Origin of the sequence: Arthrobacter sp. SLBN-122 (assembly GCF_006715165.1) — a bacterium.
Lineage (GTDB): Bacteria > Actinomycetota > Actinomycetes > Actinomycetales > Micrococcaceae > Arthrobacter.
The window spans coordinates 1,352,488-1,373,453 of the sequence record NZ_VFMS01000001.1; the positions used below are offsets into that span (position 1 = coordinate 1,352,488).

At 66.4% G+C, this 20,966-nt stretch carries 20 protein-coding genes and 1 pseudogene; 12 read left to right on the forward strand and 9 right to left on the reverse strand.

Features of this window, described 5'->3' with window-relative positions; all coding sequences use genetic code 11:
• Positions 1-2 precede the first annotated feature (2 nt).
• Positions 3-1,202 (forward strand): N-acetylglucosamine-6-phosphate deacetylase, encoded by a 1,200-nt coding sequence (locus tag FBY36_RS06375; RefSeq protein ID WP_142117857.1) that lies wholly within the window; start codon positions 3-5, stop codon positions 1,200-1,202.
• Positions 1,203-1,279: 77 nt separating this feature from the next.
• Here the strand turns inward: FBY36_RS06375 and FBY36_RS06380 are convergent, their stop codons facing one another.
• From FBY36_RS06380 to FBY36_RS06395, 4 genes are all read right to left on the reverse strand, one after another.
• On the reverse strand, positions 1,280-2,062 hold the full coding sequence (locus FBY36_RS06380) for an MBL fold metallo-hydrolase (RefSeq protein ID WP_235008742.1): 783 nt from the start codon (positions 2,060-2,062) through the stop codon (positions 1,280-1,282).
• Positions 2,063-2,117: 55 nt separating this feature from the next.
• The gene (locus FBY36_RS06385; protein ID WP_160141880.1) at positions 2,118-2,753 is read right to left on the reverse strand and encodes a GyrI-like domain-containing protein; all 636 of its coding nucleotides are present in this window, start codon (positions 2,751-2,753) and stop codon (positions 2,118-2,120) included.
• 183 nt (positions 2,754-2,936) lie between these two features.
• A complete protein-coding gene (locus FBY36_RS06390) occupies positions 2,937-3,815 on the reverse strand; it encodes a Rieske 2Fe-2S domain-containing protein (protein WP_142117861.1) in 879 nt (292 codons plus the stop codon).
• A gap of 103 nt (positions 3,816-3,918) precedes the next feature.
• Positions 3,919-4,218, reverse strand: coding sequence for a putative quinol monooxygenase (locus FBY36_RS06395; protein WP_142117863.1), 300 nt, complete (start codon positions 4,216-4,218; stop codon positions 3,919-3,921).
• Positions 4,219-4,527: 309 nt separating this feature from the next.
• Between FBY36_RS06395 and FBY36_RS06400 the strand changes: the two genes are divergently transcribed.
• Positions 4,528-4,863: a hypothetical protein gene (locus FBY36_RS06400; protein ID WP_142117865.1), complete on the forward strand. Its 336-nt coding sequence runs from the start codon at positions 4,528-4,530 to the stop codon at positions 4,861-4,863.
• A gap of 75 nt (positions 4,864-4,938) precedes the next feature.
• Positions 4,939-5,082, forward strand: a complete 144-nt coding sequence (locus FBY36_RS20550) for a hypothetical protein (RefSeq protein ID WP_160141881.1) — start codon at positions 4,939-4,941, stop codon at positions 5,080-5,082.
• Positions 5,083-5,154: 72 nt separating this feature from the next.
• Here FBY36_RS20550 and FBY36_RS06405 read toward each other — a convergent pair whose 3' ends face one another.
• A complete protein-coding gene (locus FBY36_RS06405) occupies positions 5,155-6,174 on the reverse strand; it encodes an Lrp/AsnC family transcriptional regulator (protein WP_142117867.1) in 1,020 nt (339 codons plus the stop codon).
• A 137-nt stretch (positions 6,175-6,311) separates the two neighbouring features.
• Here FBY36_RS06405 and FBY36_RS06410 point away from each other — a divergent pair, with 137 nt between their 5' ends.
• A complete protein-coding gene (locus tag FBY36_RS06410; RefSeq protein ID WP_142117869.1) occupies positions 6,312-7,556 on the forward strand; it encodes a M20 metallopeptidase family protein in 1,245 nt (414 codons plus the stop codon).
• A 56-nt stretch (positions 7,557-7,612) separates the two neighbouring features.
• Positions 7,613-8,902: an MFS transporter gene (locus tag FBY36_RS06415; RefSeq protein ID WP_142117871.1), complete on the forward strand. Its 1,290-nt coding sequence runs from the start codon at positions 7,613-7,615 to the stop codon at positions 8,900-8,902.
• A gap of 81 nt (positions 8,903-8,983) precedes the next feature.
• On the opposite strand, the gene FBY36_RS06420 is transcribed toward FBY36_RS06415, so the two are convergent.
• The 3 genes from FBY36_RS06420 to FBY36_RS06430 all read right to left on the reverse strand — a co-directional run bounded on the left by FBY36_RS06420 (position 8,984) and on the right by FBY36_RS06430 (position 11,855).
• A complete protein-coding gene (locus FBY36_RS06420) occupies positions 8,984-9,727 on the reverse strand; it encodes an MBL fold metallo-hydrolase (RefSeq protein WP_142117872.1) in 744 nt (247 codons plus the stop codon).
• 127 nt (positions 9,728-9,854) lie between these two features.
• Complete coding sequence (locus tag FBY36_RS06425; RefSeq protein ID WP_142117874.1) at positions 9,855-10,898, reverse strand: LacI family DNA-binding transcriptional regulator; 1,044 nt, start codon at positions 10,896-10,898, stop codon at positions 9,855-9,857.
• 84 nt (positions 10,899-10,982) lie between these two features.
• Positions 10,983-11,855, reverse strand: a complete 873-nt coding sequence (locus tag FBY36_RS06430; RefSeq protein WP_142117877.1) for a hypothetical protein — start codon at positions 11,853-11,855, stop codon at positions 10,983-10,985.
• 192 nt (positions 11,856-12,047) lie between these two features.
• Here FBY36_RS06430 and FBY36_RS06435 point away from each other — a divergent pair, with 192 nt between their 5' ends.
• The 7 genes and pseudogenes from FBY36_RS06435 to bcp all read left to right on the forward strand — a co-directional run bounded on the left by FBY36_RS06435 (position 12,048) and on the right by bcp (position 19,495).
• Entirely contained in the window at positions 12,048-12,848 is an 801-nt protein-coding gene (locus tag FBY36_RS06435) for a hydroxypyruvate isomerase family protein (protein WP_142117879.1), read from the forward strand.
• 40 nt (positions 12,849-12,888) lie between these two features.
• Positions 12,889-13,782 (forward strand): annotated as a pseudogene (locus tag FBY36_RS06440) (2-hydroxy-3-oxopropionate reductase); the annotation flags it as partial.
• A 169-nt stretch (positions 13,783-13,951) separates the two neighbouring features.
• Positions 13,952-15,742, forward strand: coding sequence for a glyoxylate carboligase (gene gcl / locus FBY36_RS06445; RefSeq protein ID WP_142117883.1), 1,791 nt, complete (start codon positions 13,952-13,954; stop codon positions 15,740-15,742).
• A 2-nt stretch (positions 15,743-15,744) separates the two neighbouring features.
• Positions 15,745-16,938: a glycerate kinase gene (locus tag FBY36_RS06450; protein WP_142117885.1), complete on the forward strand. Its 1,194-nt coding sequence runs from the start codon at positions 15,745-15,747 to the stop codon at positions 16,936-16,938.
• Positions 16,931-18,274, forward strand: a complete 1,344-nt coding sequence (allB, locus tag FBY36_RS06455; RefSeq protein WP_142117887.1) for an allantoinase AllB — start codon at positions 16,931-16,933, stop codon at positions 18,272-18,274. The genes FBY36_RS06450 and allB overlap by 8 nt, the downstream gene beginning before the upstream one ends.
• A 9-nt stretch (positions 18,275-18,283) precedes the next feature.
• Positions 18,284-18,934: a winged helix-turn-helix domain-containing protein gene (locus FBY36_RS06460; protein ID WP_142117889.1), complete on the forward strand. Its 651-nt coding sequence runs from the start codon at positions 18,284-18,286 to the stop codon at positions 18,932-18,934.
• An 81-nt stretch (positions 18,935-19,015) separates the two neighbouring features.
• Complete coding sequence (gene bcp / locus FBY36_RS06465) at positions 19,016-19,495, forward strand: thioredoxin-dependent thiol peroxidase (RefSeq protein WP_142117891.1); 480 nt, start codon at positions 19,016-19,018, stop codon at positions 19,493-19,495.
• Between the two features lie 68 nt (positions 19,496-19,563).
• Here the strand turns inward: bcp and FBY36_RS06470 are convergent, their stop codons facing one another.
• A complete protein-coding gene (locus FBY36_RS06470) occupies positions 19,564-20,958 on the reverse strand; it encodes an MFS transporter (RefSeq protein ID WP_142117893.1) in 1,395 nt (464 codons plus the stop codon).
• Positions 20,959-20,966: the final 8 nt, after the last annotated feature.

The window sequence follows — 20,966 nt, forward strand, 5'->3', positions numbered from 1 at the left end:
CGATGGGCAATGAACTGTTTCTTCGCGGCCGTATTGTCACCGCATCGCTGGATATCGCGGACGGACTGGTGGCGGCCGACGGCGGCCTGGTCACCTTCGCGGGACCGGCGGAGGACTTCCCCGGGGTACTTCCGCCGGACGCAGCCGCCGGCCGCGTCCTGCTGCCGGGCCTGGTGGATGTGCACTGCCATGGCGCCTATGGTTCGGATTTCTCCGAGGGCGATCCCGACGGCGCGGAGCGTGCTGCACGCTACCTGCACAGCCGTGGAACCACCACGCTGGTGGCCAGCCTGGTCACCGGAGAGCCCGGCCACCTGGTCCGGAACCTTGGGATGTTGCGGGAGCTGGCAAGCCTGGGGCTGATTGCCGGATCGCACCTGGAGGGCCCTTTCCTCTCGGGCCAGCAGTGTGGCGCGCACGATCCCGCCCTGCTCCTGGAACCAGATCCGGATGTGGTGGCCCGCATGCTGGCCGCAGCAGGGCCAACCTTGGCCTCCATGACGTTGGCGGCCGAGCTGCCCGGCGCCCCCGAACTTGCTGGCCAGCTCGCCGCCCGCGGCATCATTCCTTCGCTGGGCCACACCGCGGCGGACCATACGACGGCTTCAGCCTTCCTGGCGCGCGCGGCGGCGGCTTTGGACCCGTCCGGCGATTCCACCGGGAGGAACCGCCCGACGGTAACGCACTTGTTCAATGCCATGCCTTCCCTGCACCACCGCTCCCCCGGCCCTGTCTCGGCCAGCCTCAGCGCGGCAAAAGCTGGAAAAGCAGTGGTGGAACTCATTGCCGATGGCGTGCACCTGGCCCCGGAAACTATGAAGCTGGTGTTCGACCTTGTGGGTGCGGAGAACATCGCCCTGGTAACCGACGGGATGGCCGCCACCGGCCTGGACGACGGGCGGTACCGGCTGGGTTCCCTCTCGGTGACAGTCAGCGGAGGCGTGGCGCGCGTGGATGACACGGGGGCCATCGCCGGTGGTACCAGCACTTTGCTGGACGTCGTCCGGGCCACCGTTGCTGCTGGTGTTCCCCTGCGGGATGCGGTGACGTCCGCGACCGCCGTCCCCGCCGCCGTGCTGGGGCTTTCAGCCAAGGCAGGCGATCTGCGGCCCGGGATGCCCGCCGATGTGGTCCTGGTTGATCAGGACCTGAACCTGGCCGGGGTGCTGCGAAAGGGTGCTTGGGCCACCGCACCAAGCTGAGCGGCCCGATACGGCAGGTCCCGGTCGTCCTGGCCGGGGCTTGATGCCTGGGAACCGTAGTTCGCAGACCCAGTTGCCTATGCTGCCTCGGGCCCTCCCGCAATGCGGCGACGAAGTGGGATCCGTTGAGCGCGCTCCCCGGCAGCCAGAGCCCGTAGCCGGGGCACAACCCCCATGGCCAGCGGCGGCCCGTGGCCGGGTGCCAGCAACCGGGGGCCCAGCTCCGCCAGGCGCGCAGCCGAGTCCTTTGACAGTTTCCAGTTCCACGTGGTGTACCGGGGCGGTCCGGACAGATCCGGCACCCCGAACAGGATTCCGCCGATCGAATTCAGGTTCACTGTCACAACAGCATCGCCGGTGATCAGGACGCCGTCGCTGGAGCGCCAATATGCTACATGCCCGGCGGTGTGGCCAGGGGTGGGGACGGCAGCCCACTCGGGCAGGCCAGGCACTTTCCCGTCCGGGGGAAGGCTCTGCACCACGTCGGTAATGTCGCCTGCCGCTTCTATCCGCCGGCGTGCCCGTGCCGGCAGGGACCACAGGAACGGGGCGATGAACCACCTGTCCAATGGCATGGAAAACTCAGGGATGTACCGCCCGGAAGCCATAGGCAGCTCGGCCTGGTGGACGAACACCGGGACGCCCCACAGCCGCGCCAGGGCTCCGGCTGCGCCGGAGTGGTCCGGATGGATGTGCGTCAGGAAGATGGCTGCGGGGGCGTTGCCGGGTCCGAGAATTCTTCCCACCGCAGCGCGCACCGGTTCCGCGCTGCCCGCCCATCCGCAATCAACCATCACCCACGCGGAACCGGACCTCACCAAGTAGAGATTTGAGGCCATCGGCCCGGAACCTGTGGTCATGAGAATCACTCCGGAGGCAATCTCCCGTGGTTCCGAAATCCGCATCATCGCCCTCTCACACCACCGGGTGGCGAATCAGGGTGCGCAGCTTTTCCGGTGCACTGCGCCGGGGATCACCCAGGTAAATCTCGTGGTGGCGCCCCCGGACCTTTAGTCCGGCTTCCGTGATGGCAGCGTCCAGTCGCGCAATAGTGGGACCTTCGTCCGCGTAGGGACCGATATGGAGCACTTGGGCACATCGGCCTTCTTCCCAACGTTCGAAGCGGACCAACGCCAAGCCCGGAAGGCCTTTGGGACGGGAGTCGTCCAGGGCCCGTTCCAGAAAGGCTTCATCGATAGGTTCCGGCTGGAGCATCATGGCCTGCCAGCGCCATGACTCCCGGGCAATGCCTGATAGTCCCGTAAAGTTAGCGGCCACACCTTCCTCATTCTCCGCATGGTTCGGGTCCTCAAACCACCACAAGGCTTCCAGGGGCATTACTTTTGTCACCTCGCCGGACTGCTTCTTGAGCCCGAAGTGCGCTGCGTAGCTGACCGTAAACAGCGCCTGGACCGCCTCGGCGAATGCCGGCCCGTCAGGGTCCCCCTGACCCTGGACAAGGGCGAAGAGCAGCGGAGGAACATCCACGAAGTCGACAGACCCCTTGCGTGTTTTATAGAGAGCCGCAACGTCCTGCCGAAGGTCACTCACCGTACATGCACTCCATTCGGCTGCCTTGGATGGAACGGCATGGAGAGCCCCGCCGCGGGAAGCCCAAAGCCTCCGGGGCCAAGCCAAAGCACGTGTGGCCCTGACAATGTCACTCCAATGGACCTCGCCATGAAGCCAGTTTTCCCCCGCCCTGGAGCAGCCAGTAGGGCCGAATGTCCTTCTCTACCCGTCTGCCCCGGGCAGGCACACTTCCACGAGTTCCCCACTCACGCGGGTCTCGAAAACAGGCTGCCGGGAAGTGGCGGGACCGGCCTTCACTTCCCCCGTGCGCAGCGCGAAAGTGCTCCGGTGCCAGGGGCAAACTACGCACGCTTCCCCGGCTACGTCTTTGATCTTGCCTTCATGCAGCGGCCCGGACAGGTGGCTGCAGACGTCGGACAGCACGTTGACGGTGCCGCCTTCACGGTGGACCAGCAATGGAATCCCCGCGACCTCGCGCTTATGGAGGCCGCCCTCCGGCAGCTCGGTCAGCGGTGCCAGCGGATGCCAGCCGGACGGAAAACGGTGCAGGATTTCCTCGCTGTGGTTGACGCCGGCGGCCTGCCGGTATGTGAGGTGTCCGCCCAGGAAACCGCCGGCGCTGACTGTGGCAAGCCCCAGATACGCAAGTACCTTGCCGCTGCCCTGGCTGCCCCTGGCCCGCTGGACCAGTGACGCAATGTAGAGCCCGGTTGCCGTGACGTTGGCCGCTGCATGCACCAGTCCCACCCTCTGCTGCTGTGGATGCAGCTGCGTCCAGTCGGTGAGTCCGGCCAGCGCAGAGGGAAGCACACTTGCGGTACCCACACCGATCAACAACCTGGCAGCTTTCTCACCACCCGGAACGGCATCAAGGACACCGGCCGAGAGCCAGGCGCCGATGGGGACCTGCACTGCAAGGGGGTGCACCGGGTGGCCGATGGGAACGCCATGCAGGAGGTCGCGGGCCCACTGTGGCTTGATGACCTTCTTGACGGCTTTCCGAACGCTCTTGGCCAGCGGGTCCAGCCATTCAGCTTCCTCAAGACGGGTGACAAGCTCAAGTGCAGGCAGTGGCTTCATGTGTGTCCCCTTACCCCGTTTCCAGGTATCCAGTCGATGCCCGAGAGCATAGCCCTGGATCAGGAGGGGCAACAATGGTGGGCCGGAAGTCAGGTGGCTACGGTCAGCGCAGGGGTGACCCCAGCACCGTGAACCGATGGCCTCCCATCTCCCCGGACAGCAGCGGCATCGCCTCGGCGATCGCGGCCCTGGTGCTGTCCAGTTCCAGCGATGCCCGGTGGGCCTCCGCCGATTCCCACAGTTCGGAAACGAAAACGGTGTCCGGCAGGTCATCGTTGATGCCCACCTCATAGAGCAGGCAGCCCGCGTCCTTCATTCCGGTCTTGGGTCGCAGCAGGATGGCCACGAGGGCGTCGCGCTGGCCGGGCTTGGTTCCAAGTACTCCCACATTGGCAAATGTCATAGGGACAGTGTGCAGTACCATCCGGACAACGGTCGCGGTCCACAGCCGTACCCTCGCGGGCCCTTGAAATCTCTGCGCAAGTAGGGTAAGCCTCCCCCTAGCACAGTGTTGGACACAGGCGGAGGATTAAACGACCGGACTACCCCGGAAGGGTCCGGAGTCGAAGCCGCCCGCATTTCCGGGCTGGCCGTTAAATGGGGCGGGCAGTGGGCAGTGCCGCCACGCTGAATCAGCGAAAATGCTCATGATGTGACGGCTTTAAGGCTGCCCGCAAAGGTGAATGGCACCCTTTGAGGAGCAACGAGAAATATGTCCAACACGCAAAAAAACCACTCGACCCGGGCAAAGGTGGCCCTGGTTCCGGTTCTGTCATTAGGTATGTTCGGAGGTTTCCTGGCTCTGGCCGCACCGGCCAATGCCGAAACCAGCCGCTACGGCTGTACGGTCGACCCGCTTGATCCAGAGGACCTCAGCGGCGACAAAGTCGACTTCAGTATTAAGGTCGATTGCAACGGCGAAAAGTCCGTCGAGATCCGCCAGTGGATCTACGAGAACGAACGAGGTCATCACCACGACGACCGCCTGGCGGAAAGGACGGTCAGCGTGGACTTTGACCGTCATGACGACGCAACGACTATTCACTGATACGTGGATTTCGGCGACGACCATGGACGCCATGACTACGCGATGAATAACCACGACGACTGTAAAGATCTCGAAATGGATGACCGCAAACATGACCGCAAGGTTGAAGAGGTCTACCAACTCGTCTCCTTCCGTGTTCAGAACCACGGCGGACACTGGTCCGACTGGACTGATTGGGAGGAGAGCGCCGTAGTGGAAGTGGACCATCACGGGCACTAGTCCCTAGTCGCCCGCACCCACAAAGTAAGGAGCCAGGGCCGGCGCCCCTGGCTCCTTACTGCTCTTGCCGCTTCACTCCGCGGCGCCCAGGCTTCCGCCATGCACGACGGCGCCACTCGCCGTCGTGTCTTCCTTCAGCATCCAGCCCACGCGCTTGACCGTCCGCAGCATCACCGCGCTCTCCACGATCTCAATGCCGGGCACCTTCTGCTGCAGCGCCAGCTCGGCGGACATGACGTCGGCGAGCGTGTGCAGCCACATGATGATCACGAAGTTGGTGGGCCCTGTGGTGGAGGCGCTCAGCCGGACATTGCTGATGGTGCGGATCCCGGCGGCAGCCGCCTCATGCTGCCCCGCCGGTACGTTGACGAACCACTGGCACGTCACCGGGAAGGACGAGTACCGCTGGGCGATTTCGCAGCGGAACGACAGAATGCCGCTTGCCAGCACCCGGTTCAGCTGGCGCTGCACCGTTGCCGGATGACGGCCAAGGGAGCGGGCGATGTCGGCAGCCGTTGCGCGTCCGTCCCTGGCAAGGAACGGCAGCAGGTCGAGGTGGCTTTGCGGAAGTTGCGCCGGCTGAACGGAGGCCGGACCAGCCGGGGCGGCAAGCGTCCGGAGCGTGGCCAGCTGTGAACGGCTCAGGACATTCAGCCGCCAGTCGTCACCGCTGCTGTGCAGCCGGGTACAGAGGGCCACCTGGTATTTGGTGAGCCCCTCAACTGCCTTCAGGCGCCTGACGACCTTGTCGCTGAACTCCTCCAGTGACCGCGTAATCACCGTCAGCATCAGGTCGCGGTTGCTGGCCGCCTCCTCCACGGTGATGATTTCCGGAACGGCGGCCAGTTCCGCCGTGACACTGTCCCGCCGGTTCATCTCGCAGTCCACCGCCACGTAGGCAAGGAGCATCTGCTTCGGGTCGCCCGCGAGGTGTGCCGTCACCCATGCGGCGCCGCTGGCGGCAAGCCGTTCCCAGCGGGCTGCCAGCGTGGTGGCATGCACATCCAGCACCTTGGCAGCATCCGCCCAGCCGAGGCGCGGCGCGGCCTGCAGGACCTGGATCAGGGCAAGATCATCCTCGCTGAGCTCCATTTTCGCTTCCTTTGCTTATTTATGAATCCTGCCCTGAAACAGCATATTTTGAATACTTCCTGCGCTTTCGCTACATGTGAACCACGCCACTTCAGAATAGTCCCCAAGCCCCGATGCCCATTTCCAAGGAGTGACACGTGCCCATAACCGATGACGCCAAGGACCTGCAGGAAGACCTCACCAGGCTCCGCCACGACCTGCACCGGCAGCCGGAAATCGGCCTTCACCTCCCCCGCACCCAGGAACGGGTCCTTCAGGCGCTGGACGGACTTCCGTACGAGATCACCCTGGGCAAGGACACGACGTCAGTCACTGCGGTCCTGCGCGGCGGGCACCCGGACGCCGGGAAGCAGGAGGCTGCAGGGGACACGACGGCCCGCCCGGCCGTCCTGCTCCGCGCCGACATGGACGGCCTCCCCGTCCAGGAAAAGACCGGCGTGGACTTCACCTCGCAAGCCGAGGGTGCCATGCACGCCTGTGGCCATGACCTTCACACTTCCATGCTCGCCGGCGCCGCCACCCTCCTTGCAGAGAAGAGGCACCAGCTGCACGGCGATGTGGTCCTCATGTTCCAGCCGGGTGAGGAAGGCTTCGACGGTGCCAGCTACATGCTGCGCGAAGGCGTCCTCGACGCTGCCGGACCCCGCGTCCAGGCGGCCTACGGCATGCACGTGTTCTCCTCGCTCGAGCCGCACGGCACCTTCTGCACCAAGCCCGGCGTCATGCTCAGCGCCTCGGACGGCCTGGAAGTCACGGTGCTTGGCGCCGGCGGCCACGGCTCGGCCCCGCATTCAGCGAAGGATCCCGTCACGGTGGCCGCTGAAATGGTGACGGCCCTGCAGGTGATGGTCACCAGGCAGTTCAACATGTTCGATCCCGTGGTCCTGTCCGTGGGTGTCCTCCACGCCGGCACCAAGCGGAACGTCATCCCGGAGTCGGCCCGCATCGAGGCCACCATCCGGACGTTCTCCGAAGCATCGCGCCTGAAGATGATGGAGGCCGTGCCGCGCCTGCTCAAGGGAATCGCGGCCGCGCACGGGGTGGAGGCCGCCGTCGACTACCTGCAGGAATACCCCCTCACCATCACCAACGAGGACGAAACCCACACCGCCGAAAAGGTGATCAGCGAACTCTTCGGCGAGCGCCGCCTCTCGCGCTGGGCCACTCCCCTCAGCGGCTCGGAAGATTTCTCCCGGGTCCTCGAGGAGGTGCCCGGCACGTTCGTGGGGCTCAGCGCCGTCGCTCCGGGCGGCGATCCGGCAACCTCGCCGTTCAACCACTCACCGTACGCAACGTTCGACGACGGCGTGCTGGCTGACGGGGCCGCCCTCTATGCGGAACTCGCCATCTCCCGGCTGGCCGCACTTTCACAGCCCGCCTAAGGCCGGCAGCAGCTCCACCGGCATCCCCCCAGACCCAACCGACCAGGAAGAAAACCATGTCCGTTGCAGCAACCAAGGCACAGACTGGACGCATGTCCACCGTCAAAACCGTCATCGGCACCGGCATCGGCAACGCCGTTGAGTGGTACGACTGGGCCATCTACGCCACGTTCACCCCCTTCATCGCCAGCCAGCTGTTCAGCAAGGCGGACCCCGCGTCGGCCGTCCTGTCCACCCTGGCGATCTTCGCCGTCGGCTTCGTCGCCCGGCCGTTCGGCGGCTTCCTCTTCGGCTGGATCGGCGACCGCGTGGGCCGGAAGACGTCGATGACCCTCGCCGTCGGCCTCGCCTCACTGGGCAGCCTGATGATCGGCGTCGCCCCCACCTTCGCCAGCGTCGGGGCGTTCGCCTCCCTGATGTTGCTGGTGGCACGGCTGGTGCAGGGCCTGGCGCACGGCGGTGAGCTGCCATCGTCGCAAACGTACCTGTCCGAGATGGCCCCCAAGGAGCACCGCGGTTTCTGGGCCACCCTGATTTACACCTCCGGGACCGTGGGCATCCTCTTCGGCACCCTGCTGGGCGCCGTCCTGAACATGAGCCTGAGCACCGAAGCGATGAACGCGTGGGGCTGGCGGATCCCGTTCCTGATTGGCGCCGCCATGGGCCTTTATGCGCTGATCATGCGGTCGCGGCTGCACGAAACCGAGGCCTTTGAAGGTGAAGCCACCTCGGAACGGCGCGCCCCGATCTGGCCGCAGATCGTCCGCTACCGCAAGCAGGCGCTGCAGGTCATCGGACTGACGGTGGGCCTGACGGTGATCTACTACATCTGGGGCGTGGTGGCCCCGAGCTACGCCACCACTGCCCTGAAGATCGACCGCGGCGAGGCGCTGTGGGCCGGCGTCATTGCCAACATCGTATTCATCGCCGCCCTGCCGGTGTGGGGCAAGCTCTCGGACCGGATCGGCCGCAAGAAGGTTCTCTGGGCCGGCGCCATCGGCTCCGCCGTCATGCACTTCCCCATGACCTGGCTGCTGAAGGATTCCGCCTGGCAGCTGGCGGTCAGCATGTCCGTGATGCTCGTCTTCATTGCCGCGAGCGCCGCCATCGTCCCGGCCGTGTACGCAGAGTTGTTCCCGACGTCGATCCGCACCGTTGGCGTGGGCGTCCCGTACTCCATCTGCGTGGCCGTGTTCGGCGGCACCGCGCCCTACCTGCAGCAGTGGCTCGGGTCCTCGCTGGGTGCCCCGCAGGTGTTCAACGTCTACGCCGTGCTGCTGCTGGTGGTCAGCGCCGCGTTCGTCTTCAGCATCCCGGAGACCAGGGGCAAGGACCTGACGCACTAGCCGCCCGTACTGGCAGAAGGGTCCCCGGCGCAGTTGAGCGCCGGGGACCCTTTTCTGCATTTGTGTTGCGGGCTGCCGCCGTCAGTGGGCGCCGATCTTCAGTGCCTGCTTCACCGCGGCTTCCGCCCCCTGCTTCCAGGGCTCGCCGTGCCCGGGCAGCAGCGTGGTGGCTCCTGTGGCGGCGATGGCCTCGAGGGATGCCAGCGCCTGTCCTGTGTCCTTGGTGGCGGCGGAGGCCACGATCTGCGCACCGGCCTTTCCGGTGTAGGGGTCCAAGGTCACCAGGGCGTCGCCGGTGAGGAGGACGCCCCGGTCCGGGAGGTGGAGGATGCAGTGCCCGTCCGTGTGGCCGGGAGTATGGACGACGGCGGGACGGCCAGTCAGTCCGTCCGCGACCCCGGTGCCCAGCGGCTGTGTGTCGGAGATGCCCTTGACGGCCAGGGCACCTGCCGCTGCCATGCTGCCGAGCCGCGGCAGCGATTTGGGGTGGGTGAACGGGTAGAGGAACCTGTTCCGTTGTGGCTTGTAGCGGTAGGGATGCGCCGCGAGCCTGGCATCTCCCTGATGTACCAGCACCGGGATTCCCCACTGCCGGTGGGCCCGCAGCGCGAATCCCACGTGGTCGAAGTGGCCGTGCGTGAGGACCAAGGCCTTGACGTCCTGCGGGCGCCGGTTCCGTTCCTCAAGGAGCTGGGTGAGCATGGGCCACATGGTGGGCAGGCCCGCGTCCACCAGGGTCACGCCGTGGTCGTCCTCGATCACATAGCAGTTGACGTTGGCGTGGGTAATCAGGTGAACGCCGTCTGCGACGCTGGGAATGATCATTGCCGGGGGCTCCTTCAGGCGGGCTGCTTGGTCACTGTCCCCTGGACGTACCCAGCAACAGGCAGACTGAAGCCTCGGCCGGACACTTGTCCTGTCCCATGTGTCCCAACCCCGGTGGTGCCGAGGGCTAGTGCCGGGGAGGCCCGATGGAAGAGCGGCTCACCAGCGGGCAACCCAGAATGGTCGGGCGAACCGCCGTTTGGGGCAGGTCGGATTTGCCCTCTATCGCATCAATCAGATGCTCTGTGGCCCAGGCTCCCATGGCATAGTGCGGCAAGGCCACGGTGGTCAGGCCCGGATGGAGATTGGCGGCAATCAGTTCCTGGTCGTCGAAGCCGACGACTGAAAGGTCGGCGGGGATGGAGAGCCCCAGCTCGGCGGCGGCGCGGTAGGCTCCCATTGCCATGCGGTCGTTGTAGCAGAACAGGCCAGTGGGCGGCTCCTCCCCCGCGAGGACCCGCAGCGCCGCCTCATAGCCGCCCTGTGCATCGGAGGCTGCGGACTCGACAGGTGCCGCGTCGCCGTCGAGCCCTGCTTCAGTCAGGGTGGCGCGGAAGGCCTGAAGCCGCTGGCGGGTTGAGGGTACGTCCGTGGTGTTGTTGATGAAACCGATCCGGGTATGGCCGGCCTCAAGGAGCGCTTGCACTGCAACGCGGGCACCCCCTGCTTCGTCCGGGATGACGGCGACGATGCCACCGTCGGCCGCTACGGAGTCGACCAGGATGGAGGGCACGCTGCCGAGGTTTGGCGGCAGCTCAACGCTGCGGTGGTACATGGTGGCGTAGAGGATTCCGTCCACCCGGCGCTCCAGGAGGGCCTCGACGTCGGCCTGCCGGGATTCCAGGCTGGCCGAGCCGGACGTGTTGATGACCATGAGGTTGTACCCGCCCGCCCTCGCAGCTTCATCAGCGCCCATGATGATCCTTCCGGCATGGGGCGTGGTGGCGATGTCCTCGCTGAGCAGGCCCAGCATCCCGGTCCTTTGGGTGCGGAGGGCCTGGGCCAGACGGTTGGGCCCATAACCCAACTGTTCCGCGGCGGACCGCACCTTATTCCGGGTTTCCTGACTTACCCTGGCGTAAGAGACCTCGTTGAGGACGTGTGAAACGGTGGTGGCGGACACGCCGGCGGCCACGGCCACGTCCTTGATGCCAATATTCCTGTTGCTCATCCGTCTCGGACGTCCTCATGTTTGGATGCTGCCGCGGGGGTTACCAGTAGGCTACTCGCTACTTTGTCCCGCGCCTGGCGGCGCTCAGGCAGCAACCGGCAGTACCAGGAGGTACCCCGCGGAAAGGCTGCTGCTCCAGCGGCGCGGCTCACGGACCACGAACTGCCTGGCCAGCTCCTCCGGCGTGAGCAGGCTGTTGGGGACAGGCGACGGTCCCCACTGTCCGCTGCCGTACGGGTACAGCGGGTCCAGGACATGGACGCCGGTCACGGCGAAGTCAGGGAACTGCCGGGGGTCGCCGAGGGATTCGAATCCGCTCATCACCCAGGCATGGCGCCCGCTCCACATCACCAGCCCTACCGGCCTGCCCGTGTCAGTAATAGCGCGGGCCGCCGTCCGAACCGCCTCGCCATAGTCGGCAATGCTCACCACGCGGTAAGGCCCCATCCCCGATTCCGTCAGCACCTGCGCCCAGCCGAACGGGTTGGCGCCATTGAACGAGTCGGAGGAGCGGGCGCGGGCCATCTCCCACAATTGACCCTGCTGCGTGGAGTCGGCCCAGGTGCCGCCGCCTGTGTCATCAATGAGGTTGTGGGCCATCTGGATGCTCGCCGCCACGCACCAGTCGAATGTGTACTGCGGAACAAAGTCCCCCTCCCGGTACAGGTTCAGGGCGAACGGCTGTGGCACTGGCGCAGGGGCCGGGGCAGCGACGGGCGCCTGGGCTGGGACCGGTGCCGGAATTGGCGTCGCGGACTCGACGGGAGCCGCGGGCGCAGCCAGGGCAGTACCCCCGGACGCGTCTTCAGGCGAACCTGCCTCAACGGAGGAACCCGCCGAGGCGGCGGGAGCGGGAGTGGCGGCGCCCTCCTGCAATCCGGCCACGGGAACGCAGGCGGTAAGGAATCCGGCCAGGGCAACGAGCCAGGCCACAAGGCGCAGACGGGCACCGGTCATGATCGCTCGTATCCATTCCTGTTGAGCTGGCTTACCTCATACCAGTCTCCTGCCACTGGCTCCCCTTGACTACCCCACCCCACTTTCCCTACACTTTTCATAAAGCAGAATCTAAATTCCACAAAGCGGAAACGGTAAGGAAGCCGGAAGCAAGGGAAGATAGATCAAAGCCCCTCCTCGGAAGGACCTACGATGACGTACACAGTGAACTGCTCCATCCTCCTCACGGAGCTTCCCCTGCTCGAGCGCCCCGCTGCCGCAAAGGCAGCAGGCTTTGAGGCCGTCGAGTTCTGGTGGCCCTTCGAAACCTCGGTCCCGGCAGACAGCGAGATCACCAAGTTCGAGAACGCCATCACGGACGCCGGAGTCCAGCTCACGGGCCTGAACTTCAATGCCGGCAACATGCCCGGCGGCGACCGCGGCCTGGTTTCCTGGAAGGGGCGCTGCTCCGAGTTCAAGGACAACATCGACGTCGTGGCCGGCATCGGCGAGCGCCTGGGCTGCAAGGCCTTCAACGCCCTCTACGGCAACCGGCAGGAAGAATTCACTCCGGAGGAGCAGGACGAGCTCGCCGTCAAGAACCTGGCTGCAGCGGCAGAAGGCGTCGCCCGCATCGGCGGCACGGTCCTCCTGGAACCGGTCAGCGGCGCACCCAGGTACCCCCTCCTCAGCGCCGACGACGCACTCAAGGTCATCGCCCGCGTCAAGGCGGAGGCCGGCGTCGGAAACATCAAGCTCCTCGCCGACTTCTACCACCTGGCCGTCAACGGCGACGACGTCCCGGCCGTGATCGAGAACCACGCCAAGGACTTCGGCCACATCCAGATCGCCGACAACCCCGGCCGGGGCGCCCCCGGCACCGGCACACTTCCCCTCGGTGAATGGATCGCCCGCAGCCGCGAACTCGGCTACGAGGGCTACATCGGCCTCGAGTACAAGGAACCGCAGGAGACGGCCTTCAGCTGGGCCATCCGCGACCACGCTTCCCGCTAGGCCTTAGCCGCACAGCAGCAAAGACCACACAAGACTTTCAGGAAAGAGAACCATCATGAGCAACGTTGCAGTCATCGGACTCGGAATCATGGGCCTGCCCATGGCCATCAACCTGGTCAAGGCCGGCCATACCGTCACCGGTTTCAACCGCAGCCAGGACAAGATCGACAAGCTCGTCTCTGAAGGCGGCAAGGGCGCCTCGAGCATCGCTGACGCCGTGAAGGATGCCGACGTCGTCATCACCATGGTGCCGGACTCCCCCGACGTCGAGGGCGTGGTCAGCGGCAAGGACGGCGTCTTCGCAAATGCAAAGCAGGGCACCCTGTGGATCGACGCCTCCAGCATCCGCCCCGACGTCGCCGTCCGCCTCGCGGCAGAGGCCAAGGAAGCAGGCATCCGCCCCCTTGACGCCCCGGTCTCCGGCGGCGAACAGGGCGCCATCGACGCCGTCCTCTCCATCATGGTGGGCGGCGAGAAGGCCGACTTCGACGCCGCCTCGGACGTCCTGAACGCCGTCGGCAAGACCATCGTCCACGTGGGCCCCTCCGGCTCCGGCCAGACCGTCAAGGCAGCCAACCAGCTCATTGTCGCGGTCAACATCGAGGTCCTCGGCGAGGCCATCGCCTTCCTCGAGGCCTACGGCGTGGACACCGACGCAGCCCTCAAGGTCCTCGGCGGCGGCCTTGCCGGCTCCAAGGTCCTGGACCAGAAGGGCCAGAAGATGCTGGACCGCAACTTCGACCCCGGCTTCCGCCTGGCCCTGCACCACAAGGACCTGGGCATCGTCACCTCCGCCGCCCGCGAAGCCAACGTCGCCATCCCGCTCGGCGCCGTCGTCGCACAGCTCGTCGCCGCCACCGTCAACCAGGGCGACGGCGCGCTGGACCACTCCGGACTCTTCAAGCAGGTCCTCCAGCTCAGCGGCCGCAAGTAACCCCGGCAGCAGGCAAACCAGCCCCTCCATAACGGGGCACTTCGACACAGACACGCCGGCCGCCGTCGTCAATTACGACGGCGGCCACCCCCAAAGTGCCCCACGACGGTTCGTGGGCGCACTTCAGCACACCCAAAAACAGACTTCCCAAGCTTTCAAGGAGCACCCAATGAGCAAGATGCGTACCGTTGATGCAGCGGTGGCCATCCTGGAAAAGGAAGGCGCCATCGAGGCGTTCGGCCTGCCAGGCGCTGCCATCAACCCCTTCTACTCCGCAATGCGCGCCCACGGCGGCATCCGCCATACCCTGGCCCGACACGTTGAAGGCGCCAGCCACATGGCCGACGGCTTCAGCCGCGCCAAGGACGGCAACATCGGCATCTGCATCGGCACCTCCGGCCCCGCCGGCACCGACATGATCACCGGCCTCTACGCCGCCTGGGCAGACTCCATCCCCATGCTCTGCATCACCGGCCAGGCCCCCGTGGCCAAGCTGCACAAGGAAGACTTCCAGGCCGTGGACATCGAGTCCATCGCCAAGCCCGTCACCAAGATGGCCATGACCATCCTGGAGCCCGGCCAGGTTCCCGGCGCCTTCCAGAAAGCCTTCCAGCTGATGCGCTCCGGCCGCCCCGGCCCGGTCCTGCTGGACCTGCCCATCGACGTGCAGCTGGCCGAGATCGAGTTCGACATCGACACCTACGAGCCCCTGCCCGTCGAAAAACCCAAGGCCTCCCGCAAGCAGCTGGAAAAGGCCCTGGACATGCTCCTCGCCGCCAAGCACCCGCTGATCGTGGCCGGCGGCGGCATCATCAACGCCGGCGCCTCCGCCCAGCTGGTGGAACTGGCCGAGACCCTGAACGTTCCGGTCATCCCCACGCTGATGGGCTGGGGCACCATCCCGGACGACCACCAGCTGATGGCCGGCATGGTGGGCCTGCAGACCTCCCACCGCTACGGCAACGAGAACTACTTGCAGAGCGACTTCGTGATCGGCATCGGCAACCGCTGGGCCAACCGCCACACCGGCGGCCTGGAGACCTACACGGCCGGCCGGAAGTTCGTGCACATCGACATTGAGCCCACCCAAATCGGCCGCGTGTTCTCGCCGGACCTGGGCATCGCGTCCGACGCCGGCGCGGCGCTGTCGGGGCTGGTTGAGCTCGCCCGTGAGCGCAAGGCGGCCGGGTCCCTGCCGGACTACAGCGCCTGGGTTGCCGAGTGCCAGGACCGCAAGGCCTCCCTGCACCGCAAGACGCACTTCGAGAACATCCCCATCAAGCCGCAGCGCGTGTACGAGGAGATGAACAAGTCCTTCGGCCGCGACACCACCTACGTGTCCACCATCGGCCTGTCCCAGATCGCCGGCGCGCAGATGCTGCACGTCTTCGGCCCGCGCAAGTGGATCAACGCCGGGCAGGCAGGCCCCCTGGGCTGGACCGCCCCGGCAGCCCTCGGCGTCGTGCGCGCCAACCCGGAGCAGACCGTGGTGGCCCTCTCCGGTGACTACGACTTCCAGTTCATGATCGAGGAACTGGCCGTGGGCGCGCAGTTCAACCTGCCGTACATCCACGTGGTGGTGAACAACTCCTACCTGGGCCTGATCCGCCAGTCCCAGCGCGGCTTCAACATGGAACAGAACGTGTCCCTGGCGTTCGACAACGTCAACAGCGCGGACTTGTCCGAAAACGCACGCGGCTACGGCGTGGACCACCTGAAGGTGGCCGAGGGCCTGGGCTGCAAGGCCGTGCGCGTGGAGGATCCCAACGACCTCGCCGCAGCGTTCGACAAGGCCAAGGCGCTCATGGGCGAGTTCCAGGTTCCCGTGGTGGTGGAAGTGATCCTGGAAAAGGTCACCAACATCTCCATGGGCGTGGAGATCAACGCCGTGAACGAGTTCGAGGAACTGGCGGAGACCGCCGCGGACGCCCCCACCGCCATCCTGGCCCTGCAGGCATAACCATGCGCGTGGTTATTGCCCCGGACAAGTTCAAGGGATCGCTCTCCGCTCCGGAAGTCTGCAGCCACCTGGAAAAGGGCCTGCAGCGAGGGGCGGGCGGGAACCTTGAGGTGGTCCGGATTCCGGTGGCCGACGGCGGCGAGGGCACCCTTGACGCCGCCGTCGGCTCCGGTTTCACCCGCCGGAGCGCAACGGTCGCCGGTCCGCTGGGACAACCAGTGGAAGCCGACTTCGCCGTCCGGGGCCACGAAGCCGTCATCGAGATGGCGATGGCGTCCGGGCTCGCGTTGGTGCCAGGCGTGCAAAACGGTGGCCGGCCGGATTCGGCAGCCGCAACCAACGCCACCAGCCTCGGGACCGGCCAGCTCATCCGCGCCGCATTGGATGCCGGCTGCCGCCGGATCATCCTCGGCGTGGGCGGCAGCGCGAACACCGACGGCGGCGCCGGGCTCCTGCAGGGGCTCGGCGCCAGGTTCCTGGACAGCAGGAACAACGAACTGCCACCGGGCGGGGCTGCGCTGGCAAACCTGCACAGCATCGATTTCACCGATTTCGAGCCCCGGCTGGTGGACACCCGCTTTGTGCTGGCATCCGACGTCGACAACCCGCTGCTGGGCGCCCAGGGCGCCGCTGCGGTTTTCGGCCCGCAAAAGGGTGCCACGCAACAAGACGTCGGCATGCTCGACGCCGCCCTGGTCAGGTTTGTCGAAGTCCTGGCCAGGGAAATCGGATTCCGCGCCGTCAAGGCTGCCGAGGCTCCCGGAGCCGGGGCAGCCGGTGGCGTGGGCTACGCCGCCATCGCTGTCCTGGCCGCCACGCGGCGGCCGGGCATCGACGTCGTCCTTGAATTCACCGGGCTGGCGGACCGCCTCGCCGGCGCCGACCTGGTGATCACCGGCGAAGGCAGCCTGGACGAGCAAAGCCTGCTGGGCAAGACCCCCATGGGTGTCGCCCGCGCCGCCGCCGCCCAGGGCGTTCCCGTCGTCGCCGTCTGCGGCCGGACTACCCTGGACCACGGCCAGGCGGCTGCCGCCGGATTCGAGGACATCCACGCTTTGACGGCGCTGGAAAGCGATGTAAACAGGTGCATAGCAGAGGCAGGACCGCTGCTGGAGCAGTTGGGCACCCAGATCAGTGCGGGACTCGCGGCCAACAGGCCCGCCACCGCAAGTACCAAGGAGGACCTCCGTGTCTGAAGAACGTTTTGACCTGGTCATCCGGGGCCGGCGCATCCTCACCACCGCCGGCATCGCACCCCGTGAAGTGGGCGTCCGGAACGGCAGGATCGTGGCCATCGAACCGCTGGGCAACGGCCTGGCCGGTGCTGAAGTCATTGAACTCGCCGACGACGAAACCCTGCTGCCCGGCCTGGTGGACACCCATGTCCACGTCAATGAGCCGGGCCGCACCGAGTGGGAAGGCTTCGCCTCCGCCACCCGGGCAGCGGCGGCCGGCGGCGTGACCACCATCATCGACATGCCGCTGAACTCCGTCCCGCCCACCACCACTGTGGAAAACCTCAAGCTCAAGTGCGAGGTGGCAGAGGACCAGGCGTTCATCGACGTCGGATTCTGGGGCGGCGCCATCCCCGGCAACAAGGCCGACCTGCGCCCCCTGCATGACGAGGGCGTGTTCGGCTTCAAGTGCTTCCTCCTGCACTCGGGCGTGGACGAGTTCCCGCATCTGGACGCGGACGAGATGGAGGAGGACATGGCCGAGCTGAAGTCCTTCGATTCCCTCATGATCGTCCATGCCGAGGACTCGCACGCCATTGACCGCGCCCCGCACCCCGGCGGTGACCACTACCAGACCTTCCTGGCCTCCCGCCCCCGCGGCGCCGAGAACAAGGCGATCGCCGAGGTCATCGAACGGGCCCGCTGGACTGGTGCCCGTGCGCACATCCTGCACCTGTCGTCGTCGGACGCGCTGCCCATGATCGCTTCCGCAAAGCGCGACGGCGTGAAGCTCACCGTTGAAACCTGCCCGCACTACCTCACCCTGATGGCCGAGGAAATTCCGGACGGTGCCACCGCCTACAAGTGCTGCCCGCCCATCCGCGAGGCCTCCAACCGCGAACTGCTGTGGCAGGGCCTGCAGGACGGCACCATCGACTGCATCGTCTCGGACCACTCCCCCTCCACGCTGGACCTGAAGGACCTGGAAAACGGCGACTTCGCCGTGGCCTGGGGCGGAGTCTCCTCGCTGCAGCTGGGCCTGTCCCTGATCTGGACCGAGGCCCGGCACCGCGGGATCCCGCTGGAGCAGGTGGTGTCCTGGATGGCGGCGAAGCCCGCCAGCCTGGCCCGCCTCACGAACAAGGGGCAGCTGGCGCTGGGCTACGACGCGGACTTCGCCATTTTCGCGCCGGACGAGGCGTTCGTGGTGGACGTGTCAAAGCTCAAGCACAAGAACCCGATCACCCCGTACGACGGCAAAGCGCTGTCCGGTGTGGTGCGCAAGACCTTCCTCCGCGGTGCCGCAGTGGACGGCCAGACCCCAACGGGCAGGCTGATCCGCCGCGGCGGCGTCTAGGGACGCGCCATGGCAGTGGAAGTCCACCATCCAAGGACGGCGTACCGTCCGCGGGTGGCCCCACCCAAAGCTGCCGCCCGCGGACTCGCCGTATGGGTGGTCCCGGCCGAAGGAACCAGCCCGGAAATCCTGCGCCACGCCGCCCAAATGGTCCTGGCAAGGGCCCTCGAAACTGCTCCGGAGGCGGAAGTCCACTGGCCTGCCGCCGGAGCCCCCACGTCCGCCGCGGAGGGAGACGCAGCCGACTCCTCTCCGTCTCCTTCCGCGGCGGAGGCAGCCGGCCCGGCACTTTCAAAGGACGACGGCGGCACCCGCCTGCCGCCGTCGGCCGGCCCCGTCAGCCGGGTCGCCGTGGACCTCGCCGCGGACACCGTCCTGCTGGACGGCAGGCCCGTGGCCCTGACCGGAGTCGAATACAAAGTGCTGCGCTACCTGGTGACCCATCTGTCCCGGACGGTGGGCCGCGAGGAACTGCAGGAGTTCCTGGAATCGCTGGATTTTCCCGGCGCCACGGCACGATCCATCGACGTCTACGTGGGCAGGATCCGCAAGAAACTGGGCAACGCCCGCCATGCCGTGGCCACCGTCCGCGGCGGCGGATACCAGTTTGTGCCGGGTCCGCACGCAGCCGTTCGTGGACCGGCGGAATACTGCATATGACGCGCTGGTTTGTATCACTAAGCGGCAACCCGCTTCACTTGATGTTTGGCCATCACTGACCGAGTCTTACAAAGGAACGCCATGAGCCCCACCCTGACCACCAAGCTTCAGCCCGGCACCCCGGCTCCTGAATTCACCCTCCGGGACGCCCAGGGCCGGGAGACCTCCTTGGCCGACTTCCGCGGCAGGAACGTCATTGTCTACTTCTACCCGAAGGCCGCCACCCCCGGCTGCACCACCGAGGCCTGCGACTTCCGGGACAGCCTGGCATCCCTCCAGGGCAAGGGCTACGAGGTTGTAGGCATCTCCCCGGATGCCCAGGAAGCCCTCTCCGGCTTTACCGGCGATTTCTCCCTGACCTTCCCGCTGCTCTCCGACCCCGACCACACTGTTGCCCTGGCCTACGGCGCCTGGGGCGAGAAGCTGGTCCACGGCGAAATCCACGAGGGCATTGTCCGCTCCACGGTTGTGGTGGACCCCGAAGGAAAAGTCACCCTGGCCCAGTACCAGGTGCAGGCCGACGGCCACGTCGCCCGCCTCAAGGAAGCCCTGGGCGTCTAGGACGCGCCATCACCTTCCGCGCCGTTTGACCGGACGCCCTGGCACTTTTTGGCCGGGGCGTTCGGCGTTTAACCGGCCGCCTTCGCCTCTGCCGCCACCTGCGCATAGGAATCCGAGACGCGGCGATAGACCGGCGTCAGGAAGGCCAGCAGGGCGGCCGCGATCATGATGATGCCGCCCGCCAGGAAAACCAGGGCGATGCCCCGCGAGGTGCCCTCGCCCAGCAGCGGGGCCAGCCGCGCCGCGCCGTCTGCGGACCGCGCGTAGGGAATGATCCAGAACTGGGCAATGGGGGCGATCAGGAACGCCGTCACGGGCGCCGCAGCTGACTCGAATGCCATGGCGAAGCCGAAGACCCGGCCCTGCCGCTCCAACGGAACCACCCGCTGGATCACGGTCTGTTCCGCCGCCTCCACGAACGGGACCAGCACCAGGTACAGCCAGATCCCCAGGATGTAAAGCCACGCCCACTCCCGCAGCGTGAACACCGCACCGATCACGCCCATGGCCGCCACCGCAGCCAGCAGGGTCCGCAGGGGATTGGCGCCCAGCCCGAACTTGCCGATCAGGGCCCCGCCGATGATGAACCCGGTGGATCCCACCGCGAAGACGGCGCCCCACATCTCCACGGAAAACATTTCCAGCCCGTACGGATCCATCAGCGCCATGTAGACGCCGCCGATGAAGTTGTTGAACGTGGAAAACAGGATCAGCGCGAACAGCCCCGAGATGGCCAGCACGGCAGCGAGCGAGCCCCGGAGGTCGAACCCGCCGTGCGCGTCGGTTGCAGCGGCCCGCACCTCCTCGGGCATCCGCAGGGTCAGCAGGTGGCCAAAGGCCCCCGCTGTGAGCACCAGGGCGGTGGCAATGGTCCAGCCCATACCCAGCAGCCCCACCGATAATCCGGACAGCAGGGAGGTGACGACGAACATCAGCCCCTGCACCATCCCCACCAGCCCGTTGGCGTTGGCGCGGCGCTCCGGTTCGATGAGGATGGTCACGGTGGTGGAGAGGGCAATGTTCCGCAGGTTCTCCACCACGGCGCCGATCAGGATGACCAGGGTGAAGACCCAGAACCACGGGCCCCCCAGATCCAGCAGGGACGTGGCCGGCGTCAGCAGGAACATCACCCCTGACAGCACGAACATCACCAGCGTGAAGCCGGCAGCAAAGCGGATCACGGCCAGCTTGCGGTACCGGTCCACGAAGGTGCCGAAACTGATGCTGGAGAGTGCAATGAGCAGCATGTACGCGCCGCCCACCACGCCGGTGGCGATCACGTTGCGCGTCTCCAGGTATAGCCAGAACGTCAGGGCGAACCACAGGTAGCTGGTGGTGATGTTGGCCAGGGCGGTGTTGACCAGGATGCCGGTGAAGGTCCGGGAGCGTTCGGCTGGACTGCGCGGGGAGGTGCCGGCGGTATCCGGACCCGCAGCAGCCTTGCCCGGTTCCTGCTGGGTCATGGGTTCCA

What these genes read in the sequence shown, in the direction of transcription:
- FBY36_RS06380 (WP_235008742.1), bottom strand. Translation starts at nt 2,062, where the DNA reads ATGACCACAGGTTCCGGGCCGATGGCCTCAAATCTCTACTTGGTGAGG.
- FBY36_RS06405 (WP_142117867.1), bottom strand. Translation starts at nt 6,174, where the DNA reads ATGGAGCTCAGCGAGGATGATCTTGCCCTGATCCAGGTCCTGCAGGCC.
- FBY36_RS06435 (WP_142117879.1), top strand. Translation starts at nt 12,048, where the DNA reads ATGACGTACACAGTGAACTGCTCCATCCTCCTCACGGAGCTTCCCCTG.
- FBY36_RS06375 (WP_142117857.1), top strand. Translation starts at nt 3, where the DNA reads ATGGGCAATGAACTGTTTCTTCGCGGCCGTATTGTCACCGCATCGCTG.
- bcp (WP_142117891.1), top strand. Translation starts at nt 19,016, where the DNA reads ATGAGCCCCACCCTGACCACCAAGCTTCAGCCCGGCACCCCGGCTCCT.
- FBY36_RS06460 (WP_142117889.1), top strand. Translation starts at nt 18,284, where the DNA reads ATGGCAGTGGAAGTCCACCATCCAAGGACGGCGTACCGTCCGCGGGTG.
- FBY36_RS06470 (WP_142117893.1), bottom strand. Translation starts at nt 20,958, where the DNA reads ATGACCCAGCAGGAACCGGGCAAGGCTGCTGCGGGTCCGGATACCGCC.
- FBY36_RS06395 (WP_142117863.1), bottom strand. Translation starts at nt 4,218, where the DNA reads ATGACATTTGCCAATGTGGGAGTACTTGGAACCAAGCCCGGCCAGCGC.
- FBY36_RS06415 (WP_142117871.1), top strand. Translation starts at nt 7,613, where the DNA reads ATGTCCGTTGCAGCAACCAAGGCACAGACTGGACGCATGTCCACCGTC.
- FBY36_RS06420 (WP_142117872.1), bottom strand. Translation starts at nt 9,727, where the DNA reads ATGATCATTCCCAGCGTCGCAGACGGCGTTCACCTGATTACCCACGCC.
- FBY36_RS06400 (WP_142117865.1), top strand. Translation starts at nt 4,528, where the DNA reads ATGTCCAACACGCAAAAAAACCACTCGACCCGGGCAAAGGTGGCCCTG.
- FBY36_RS06450 (WP_142117885.1), top strand. Translation starts at nt 15,745, where the DNA reads ATGCGCGTGGTTATTGCCCCGGACAAGTTCAAGGGATCGCTCTCCGCT.
- FBY36_RS20550 (WP_160141881.1), top strand. Translation starts at nt 4,939, where the DNA reads ATGGATGACCGCAAACATGACCGCAAGGTTGAAGAGGTCTACCAACTC.
- gcl (WP_142117883.1), top strand. Translation starts at nt 13,952, where the DNA reads ATGAGCAAGATGCGTACCGTTGATGCAGCGGTGGCCATCCTGGAAAAG.
- FBY36_RS06430 (WP_142117877.1), bottom strand. Translation starts at nt 11,855, where the DNA reads ATGACCGGTGCCCGTCTGCGCCTTGTGGCCTGGCTCGTTGCCCTGGCC.
- FBY36_RS06390 (WP_142117861.1), bottom strand. Translation starts at nt 3,815, where the DNA reads ATGAAGCCACTGCCTGCACTTGAGCTTGTCACCCGTCTTGAGGAAGCT.
- FBY36_RS06425 (WP_142117874.1), bottom strand. Translation starts at nt 10,898, where the DNA reads ATGAGCAACAGGAATATTGGCATCAAGGACGTGGCCGTGGCCGCCGGC.